The sequence below is a fragment of the Pseudonocardia xishanensis genome (assembly GCF_039541715.1).
Classification (GTDB): Bacteria; Actinomycetota; Actinomycetes; order Mycobacteriales; family Pseudonocardiaceae; genus Pseudonocardia; species Pseudonocardia xishanensis.
This window is the reverse complement of sequence record NZ_BAABGT010000005.1, coordinates 49,344-57,045: the sequence shown is the minus strand read 5'-3', so window position 1 is coordinate 57,045 and position 7,702 is coordinate 49,344. Positions and strand designations below refer to the sequence as shown.

6 protein-coding genes and 4 pseudogenes are annotated in these 7,702 nt (G+C 69.3%); 7 read left to right on the top strand and 3 right to left on the bottom strand.

The genetic code is table 11. From position 1 onward, the window contains the following. Positions 1-137: 137 nt before the first annotated feature. The 3 genes from ABD993_RS02060 to ABD993_RS02050 all read right to left on the bottom strand — a co-directional run bounded on the left by ABD993_RS02060 (position 138) and on the right by ABD993_RS02050 (position 3,018). Positions 138-668, bottom strand: a complete 531-nt coding sequence (locus ABD993_RS02060; RefSeq protein WP_345412083.1) for a YbhB/YbcL family Raf kinase inhibitor-like protein — start codon at positions 666-668, stop codon at positions 138-140. A gap of 111 nt (positions 669-779) precedes the next feature. Continuing rightward, positions 780-2,120 carry an oxygenase MpaB family protein gene (locus tag ABD993_RS02055; RefSeq protein ID WP_345412081.1) on the bottom strand — a complete coding sequence of 447 codons (1,341 nt, stop codon included), beginning with the start codon at positions 2,118-2,120 and terminating at the stop codon, positions 780-782. A gap of 553 nt (positions 2,121-2,673) precedes the next feature. After that, a complete protein-coding gene (locus ABD993_RS02050) occupies positions 2,674-3,018 on the bottom strand; it encodes a DUF1330 domain-containing protein (RefSeq protein ID WP_345412079.1) in 345 nt (114 codons plus the stop codon). 320 nt (positions 3,019-3,338) lie between these two features. Here ABD993_RS02050 and ABD993_RS02045 point away from each other — a divergent pair. From ABD993_RS02045 to ABD993_RS02020, 7 genes and pseudogenes are all read left to right on the top strand, one after another. Beyond that, positions 3,339-4,303 (top strand): annotated as a pseudogene (locus ABD993_RS02045) (IS3 family transposase); the annotation flags it as partial. Positions 4,304-4,354: 51 nt separating this feature from the next. Next, positions 4,355-4,546, top strand: a pseudogene (locus ABD993_RS02040) (IS30 family transposase); the annotation flags it as partial. Positions 4,547-4,674: 128 nt separating this feature from the next. Further along, positions 4,675-5,256, top strand: coding sequence for an MFS transporter (locus ABD993_RS02035; RefSeq protein ID WP_345412077.1), 582 nt, complete (start codon positions 4,675-4,677; stop codon positions 5,254-5,256). Positions 5,257-5,322: 66 nt separating this feature from the next. Next, the gene (locus ABD993_RS02030; protein WP_345412076.1) at positions 5,323-6,480 is read left to right on the top strand and encodes an LLM class flavin-dependent oxidoreductase; all 1,158 of its coding nucleotides are present in this window, start codon (positions 5,323-5,325) and stop codon (positions 6,478-6,480) included. Continuing rightward, positions 6,477-6,884, top strand: a pseudogene (locus tag ABD993_RS36580) (CoA transferase); the annotation flags it as partial. The gene ABD993_RS02030 and the pseudogene ABD993_RS36580, both read left to right, overlap by 4 nt. Next, positions 6,832-7,149, top strand: a pseudogene (locus ABD993_RS36575) (CoA transferase); the annotation flags it as partial. The pseudogenes ABD993_RS36580 and ABD993_RS36575, both read left to right, overlap by 53 nt. Continuing rightward, positions 7,079-7,660: a CoA transferase gene (locus tag ABD993_RS02020; protein WP_345412074.1), complete on the top strand. Its 582-nt coding sequence runs from the start codon at positions 7,079-7,081 to the stop codon at positions 7,658-7,660. The pseudogene ABD993_RS36575 and the gene ABD993_RS02020, both read left to right, overlap by 71 nt. Positions 7,661-7,702 lie beyond the last annotated feature (42 nt).

Here is a 7,702-nt window from a genome sequence, read left to right as displayed (position 1 = left end):
CTGACCATGCACCGATCATGGAGCTACACGCCGCCGATGTTTGGGAGACACGCTCTAGTCGCGCAGCGCGGCGCACCGCAGCCTGGACTCCCGCCGCCTCACCGCCGCGCCGGGACCCGGCGGGCTGTGAGCAGTCGCTACTTCCTCTCGTAGACCGGGGTGATCGTCGCCCGGGCCAGGGTGTGGCTGAACAGGTTGAAGCCCAGCAGCGCAGGGCTGGCGCCCTCGGGCAGCCCGAGCGACTCCACGTCAACGGCGTGCACGACGAAGAAGTAGCGGTGCAGGCCGCGCCCGGCGGGCGGGGCCGCGCCGACGAACTGCTTGATTCCGGCGTCGTTGGCCAGCTGGTAGGAGCCCGCGGGCAGCCCGCTACCCTCCTCGTCGCCGGCGCCCACCTCCAGCGAGGTCACCGACGCCAGGATGTCGACGACCGCCCAGTGCCAGAAGCCCGACCCGGTCGGAGCGTCGGGGTCGAAGCAGGTCACCACATAGGAGCGGGTGCCCTTGGGGGCGCCGCTCCAGGACAGTTGCGGTGACAGGTCCTCGCCGCCGGCCCCGAAGATGCCGCTGACCTGCGGCATCGCGAGCATCCCGCCGTCGGTGAAGTCCGTACTGGTGACGTCGAACGACGGTACCTGGGGGAGGTCGTCGTACGGGCTGTGGCTCATCCTTCTCCTCGTCCGGTTCATCGGTCCCCGGTTGGGGCACCCGCTCCTCCGGACATTGATTGTGGACGTGTGTGCCGATGCGCCGTCGGTTCTCGCGGCGAACGGTCATGGTCAGCGTGCGGGACCGAGGCTACGGCCCGATGTACTCCCGTCGTGCTCGGTGTACTCGGTCACGTGCACCCCTCGCTCCGCCGCGAAGTCGCGCATAGCGAGATAGGCGGCCGTCATGTCGGGATCACCATCGACGAAGGCGTCCTGGCTGCGGGCCGTCGTGGGATCCTCGTCCTCATGGCGCATCACCAATGCCTGCTGCTCGGCGACGGCGCGGAACCCGCTGGCCAGCTCGGCGAGCGGAAGTGATTCGTACTTAGTCCCCGACAGCCACTCCTGGGCGTCGCGCGTACCCACGACCGCCGTCGTGGCTCCGATGAGGTCGCGAATCGCGGCCTCGCCCCCGAGCGCCTCGGTCGGGTACAGAAGGGCCTCGGCCATCTGCACTCGATACCGCGGCACGGGCCTTCCAGCCGAGGCGAAGATGTGGTCCGCAAGTCGGATCGAGTCGAGCCCGTTCTTTGGGAGGATCTCAGCGGAGGCCCCGGTGAGGTAGGCGATGTAGGCCCAGTGCATAGCGACGTCGTCCAGGTCGGACATCGATATCGGCCGACCAAGGTACTGGTCGATCACGACGGGCATGGTCCCGAACCAGGCATGACCGCCAGCGACGCTCGCGTCCGAGAGCGGCATGCCAGTCTCCGCAACCCTGGCCGGACCCCACCTGCGGATCAGGCCTTTCCGCACGAGCGCGTGCATGAGCCGGACCCGAATGATGGTCTTGAACCGTTCTGACTCACGATCGAGTGCCGTGGGATGGGTGACCTCAAGGAAGTAGCGCGACGTATCAACGGCGCGGCGCAACGGCTCCTGCTTGAACTGACCGGTGGCCCCGGTCGATTCCGCGGCGTCCTCCTTCATCGTGACAGCGAACAGGGAGAACCCAAAGGCGGCGAGCTTCGCCATCGGTGAGACCGCGCACAGCCGTCGCCGACCGCGCTCACTCGCCTCCCGATCGAACCAGCTCGGCACACGGTCGAGATGCTCGGCCAGATCGACGAGCTCCTGCGGCGCGTCGGGTATGGACCGCACGTCACCATCTAGGACCTGCTCGAACATCGCGCGCCCATTCCCGGCTCGCGAGAACAGGTGTGCGACCGCGTCCATGATCTCGTCACCGCGCCACATGTACTCGTCGAGCAAGTGTGTATAGGCGGACTCTTCCCACTCGTCACCGACGTGTACCCACGGGCTGTAGAGGCTCTTCCGAAGGTGTTCCCATCTCCGCTCCTCTCGGTAGCGAGCAGGCGGCGGGCGCAGTTCTGCCCCGACGCCCGGACCTGGCAGGTGCAGGTCCTCGGCGGAGAAACTTGACATCATTCCCACATTCTCAGTGGCCATCGCGTTGAATCTCCTTGCGTTGCGTTGCGTTGCGTTCCGTTCGCGTTGTAGTGACAGCCGACGGCCGACTACAGCGCCGGCCGGTGGTGCTCGGACAGCTGGGCGCGGTGCGCGGTGAACGCGACCGCAGACGCGGCCGAATTACTGCAAACCCCAAGTGTCATCCAGACCAGGGGCAGTCCCTCCTGGAGTGGCCCCCGCGACTCGAGCAGCCGATCGCACCAGCAATCCACGCCTGGGGCGAGGCTTCCCGGCTCGCCGTCGGGCTCGACAATCGCCTGTCGAACCGGGCAGACGTGTCCAGGAGACCCACGGGCCAATCGGTGTCGAGGGCCCCGAGCGGATCGTCGTACGTGCGCAGCTCGGCTTGCGCCGCGCCCGCACCGTCGAAACCGTCGAGGCGGCGCTCATCGGTGCGTCCGACGGCGACCTGTTGTCGCCCAGATGCTCGACGCCGTCGCGATGCTGCTCGAGCGCGACACCGAGGAGGTCCGTACGATGTACCTTCCATCCGTGCGCGACCTGGTCGCTGAGGGCTTCCTGATCCGCTGACTCACCCGATGAGCTGGGCCAGCCTGTCGGCCGCCTGGTAGCCGGCCGGCACGCCCTCGACGATCGCGGCGATCGACCGCGAGTTGTCGACACGCAGCGCCAGGATCGCCTGGTAGTCGGGCGAGTCGTACCACGCTTGCGCCGCGCCGACGCTCGGGAAGGCGATCACGACGACGTCGCCGTCCCAGGTGCCCTCGAGCTCGGTCATCGTGCCGCCGTGGACGAGGATGCGACCGTCGTACGGCGCCAGCGTGGCGTCGACCCTGCCGATGTAGTCGACGACCGCCTCGTTGACGTCGAGCTCGCGGACTTGGGCGATGGCGTAGCCAGGGACCTGCGGGCTCATGGAATCTCCTGTCGTGGTGGTCGATTGATGTCCCTGCGACGCTATGCGAATATGACGCGGCTCACTCTCCGCGATGCGAAGCGGGGTGTCCGCCTGCCGAAGAGCTCCCTCGTTGTGTCTGAGAGGGAAGAACTCCGAAGCGGTCGCGGTATTGCTGGGCGAATCGGCCGAGATGTCCGAAGCCGTAATGAAGGGCGAGGTCGGGCCTTGACCCCGATCCATGGACACGCTCATCCCTGCACCGCAGGGGGAAGCGAGATGGTGTCTGACCATGGCCTGCAAGAACCTACTCCGATGAGTTCCGTCGGCAGGCCGTCGAGCTGTACAAGTCCACTCCGGGTGCGACGGTGAAGGGCATCGCCACCGATCTGGGCGTCGAGCGCACCAAGTTGCGGTAGTGGCTCGACCGGCACGGCACCGGCGTGCGCACCGCCGCGGACCGCAGCACCACTCGCGATCCTCGCTCGGGCCGTGACCGGACACAGATCTCAACGCAGACGCCCGCGCCGGGCCGTGACGAGGGTCCCGAGCAGCGTCTGGCTAGGCTGGAGGCCGAGAACAAGGCGTGGTGGGCGGAGAAGACCAAGCTCAAGACCGAGCGGGAGATCCTGCGCCAGGCGGCCAAGTATTCGCGGGCGAGACGAACTGGTGAGCCGCTTCCAGTCCGTCGCCGACCACACCACACCCACCGCCACCCGCGCCGCCCGGCCGGGTTGGACGGTGAAGCGGCTCTGCGCGCTGCTCGACGTGGCGCGTTCCTCGTTCTACGCCTGGAAGGCCGCCGCACCGGCCCGGGCTGCCCGCACGGCGTCGGACGCCGCGTTGGTCGCCCGGATCCGCACCGTGCACACCGCCGACCGCACGTGCGTCCGCGGATCACCGCCGAGCTCAACGACGGCGCCCCACCCGAACGGCGGGTCAACCACAAGCGAGTCGGGCGGGTCATGCACGAGCACGGCATCAGTCGGCTACCGCCGGCGCCGACGCGTGCGCACCACCATCCCGGCCCAGACCGACACGGCTGTGCCGGATCTGCTGGCACGCGACTTCGCCGGGCCCGCCCGCCCCGAACCGGGTCTACGTCGGCGACATCACCTACCTGCCGCTGGCCGACGGTGGGAACCTGTACCTGGCAACCGTGATCGACTGCTACTCGCGGCGGCTGGCCGGGTGGGCGATCGCCGACCACATGCGCACCCAGCTGGTCGCCGACGCCCTCCACGCCGCGGCGGCAGCCCCGGGGAGCCTGGCCGGGGCGATCTTCCACCCCGACCACGGCTTGGTCGGCGGACTCTATCGATCGTCGCAACACCTCGTCTGATGTCGGAGGTGTTCGATGGCGCGTTGTCAGCAACAGGCGGATCGGGCTCTGCGACCGGCTATGCGCTCGCCGGGCCGGCCGATGCCGGCGCGGCAAGTGGAGCGCGCCTTCTGGCGGCTGATTGCGCAGGGCAAACGCACCGAGGAGGAGGCGGCGCTGGAGATCGGCGTGTCGACGCCCGTCGCAGTGCGCTGGTTTCGTCACGCTGAGTAGCCCGTGTTCACGGAGATGGTGCAGGTCGGCGAGGTGGCCGCCGCCCGCTCGTCGAGCTGGTCCGCACCCATCCCCGCCAGATCGCGGTCGGCCTCGGGTCGCGGATCATCCTCGACTCGTCGTTGTACATCTTCGCCACGTTCTCGCTCACCTACGGCGGTGCGCAGGCCGCGATCTCGAAGAGCTCGATCCTCGACGCGATCGTGACGGCCGCGGTGATCGAGCTCGCGACGATCCCGCTGTTCGGTGCGCTCTCGGACCGGTTCGGCAGGTGTCCGGCCTACATGTTCGGTGCCGCGCTGCTCATGGTCTGGCCGATTGCCTTCTTCGCCTTCTTCGACACCCGGCTCGACCCGCTGGTCTGGTTCGGGATCATCATCGGCATCTCGGTGGGCCACGCGGCGACGTGGGCGCCCCAGGCGAGCATCTTCGCCGAGCTGTTCGACGCGCGGGTCCGCTGCTCCGGCATGTCGATCACCTTCAACCTATCGAGCATTCTCGCGGGCGTGACGCCGCTGGTCGCGGCGTGGCTCCTGGCGCTCGCGGGCGGGCACTGGTGGCCGATCGCGGTCTACCTCGGCGTCATTGGCGCGATCAGCGTGACGTGCACGTACCTCCTGCGGGAGACAACCCGGTCGAGTGTCGCGCTGCGACCGGCCGAGCCGCTGCCCGCCCTCGACCAGGCCGCGCCGCGGACGTCCTGATCCGGATCACGAGCCATCGATCCGGACCTCCTCGACGAGGCCCAGAACGACGAAAGCGAGACGACGATGAAGGCCGCCGACACGACCGCGGCGGAGCTCGCCGCGGGCTCCCCGCTGGACGCAGCGCTGGACAACACGCTGATCCTGGGCCTGTTCCTGCCGCTACAGGAAGGCGCGTGGAGCCCCTCCTCCGCGCCCCGCGAGACCTCTTGGACCTACGAGTACAACGCCCAGTGCGCCGTCGAGGCCGAGCGGTACGGGTTCGACCTGGCCTTCGGCCTCGGGCAGTGGCTCGCCAAGGGCGGCTACGGCGGGCAGACCCACTTCCGGGAGCACGAGCTCGACCCGCTGATCAGCTCCGCTGCGCTGGCCGAGCGGACCAGGAAGCTCCTGCTGATCAGCACCGTGCACGTCCTGTACGGGTGGCACCCGGTGCACCTGGCCAAGTATGGCGCCTGCCTCGACCACATCTCCGGCGGTCGCTGGGGCCTCAACGTCGTGACCGGGTACAAGCAGAGCGAGTACCGCATGTTCGGTCTCGACCCGATCGAGCACGACCTGCGGTACTCGATGGCCGCCGAGTTCACCGGCATGCTGCAGACGCTGTGGGGCAGCGACGACAACGTCACGCTCCAGGGCGTGCACTGGTCGATGACCGACGCCCACGTCTTGCCCAAGCCGCTGCACGGACGTCCGGTGCTGGTCAACGCGGCGAGCTCGCCCGCGGGGTTGGAGTACGCCGCCCAGAACTCCGACCTCGTCTTCATCACCAGCCCTGGCGGCGCTGACCCGCACCGGGCGGTGGAGGCGCTGCCCGCGTACAACGCGAAGATCAAGGCCTTCGCGCGGGCCAAGGGCCGTGAGGTGCGCACGATCATCAACCCGCACGTCATCTGTCGCGAGACCGAGAAGGAGGCCTGGGCCGCCTACCAGGCGATCCTCGACAACGAGGACCCGGTGGCCGCCGAGAACTTCGCCGCGGCCGTCACCGGCGGCGACGGTCGGTCGTGGCGCGGGCACAGCCGCGAGCAGTGGGTGGTCGGCGGCAACGTGCACCTCGTCGGCACCCCTGAGCAGATCGTCGAGTGGTTCGTCCGGCTGCACGAGGCCGGGTGCGACGGCGTGCAGGTCAACTTCTTTGACTACCTGCCCGACCTGCGGCGGTTCGGCGAGCAGGTCGTGCCGCTGATGGTCGAGGCGGGTCTGCGCGAGGCGGCCTCGTGAGCGCGGACGACGCTCCTCTCGAAGGCTTGCGCGTCCTGGAATTTGGGCAGGTCGCGGTGGGTCCGTTCGCGGGCTCGCTGCTAGCAGACCTGGGCGCCGATGTCGTGAAGGTGGAACGCGCGGGGGAGGGCGACGGGCTGCGGCAGTGGCCGCCGTTCGTCGGCGACCCGGACCGTCCGGACCGGTTCAGCGTCAGTTTCGCGACGCTCAACCGGAACAAGCGCGGCATCGCACTCGACTTGAAGTCGGACGACGGCCGGCAGGCGGCGCTGGAGCTGGTCCGCCACGCCGACGTCGTGCTGGAGAACTTCCGGCCCGGGGTCCTCGACCGGCTCGGGCTCGCCTACGCCGATGCGCAGGAGGCGAACCCGACGATCGTCTACTGCTCGGTGTCCGGGTACGGGCACGTCGGGCCGTACGCGCAGAAGGGCGCGTTCGACGTCACCGTGCAGGCGGCGTCCGGGGATGATGAGCGTGACCGGCGAGCCGGACGGCGAGCCGGTGAAGTGCGGGGTGCCGGTCGGCGACTTCGTGACCGGCCTGTACGCGGCGTACGCGATCCTCGCGGCGGTCCGGCGGGCCACCCGGACCGGGCAGGGTGCGCGGATCGACTGCTCGATGTTGGGCTCGCTGCTTGGCGTGTCGGCCCTGCAGACCGGCGAGTACTTCGGCACCGGACGGGATCCTCGCAGGCTGGGCTCCGCGCACCCGCGCAACGCGCCCTACCGGGGCCTTCCGCGCCGCCGACAAGAGCTTCGTCGTCGCGGCGGGCAACCACGACTTGTGGCGCCGGTTCTGCGGCGTGGTCGAGATGCCGGGGCTGGTGGACGACCCGCGCTTCCGCACCCAGGACCTGCGGGCCCGCAACCAGGACCTGCTCACCGACGTCCTCGCCCAGCCGCTCCTGCGGCGCGCCGCCGCGGCGTGGCTCGCCGAGCTCGAAGCGGCGGGCGTGCCGTGCGCGCCGATCAACACGTTCTCCGAGATCCTGAATGATCCGCACGTCGCCGAGATGGGGCTGGTCGGGTCGATCCCGCTGCCGAACGGAGCGACGGTGGACGCGGTGCCGTTTCCCGTCGCGATCTCCGGCCACCAGGCCGAGCTGGGCAGACCGCCGCTGCTCGGCGAACACGACGACGAGGTGGCGGAGGAGTGGCTGCATGGCACCCGTGAGCGCTGAGGCCCCGCAGACCGGCGGTCCGGTCCGCGTCGACCGGTTCGG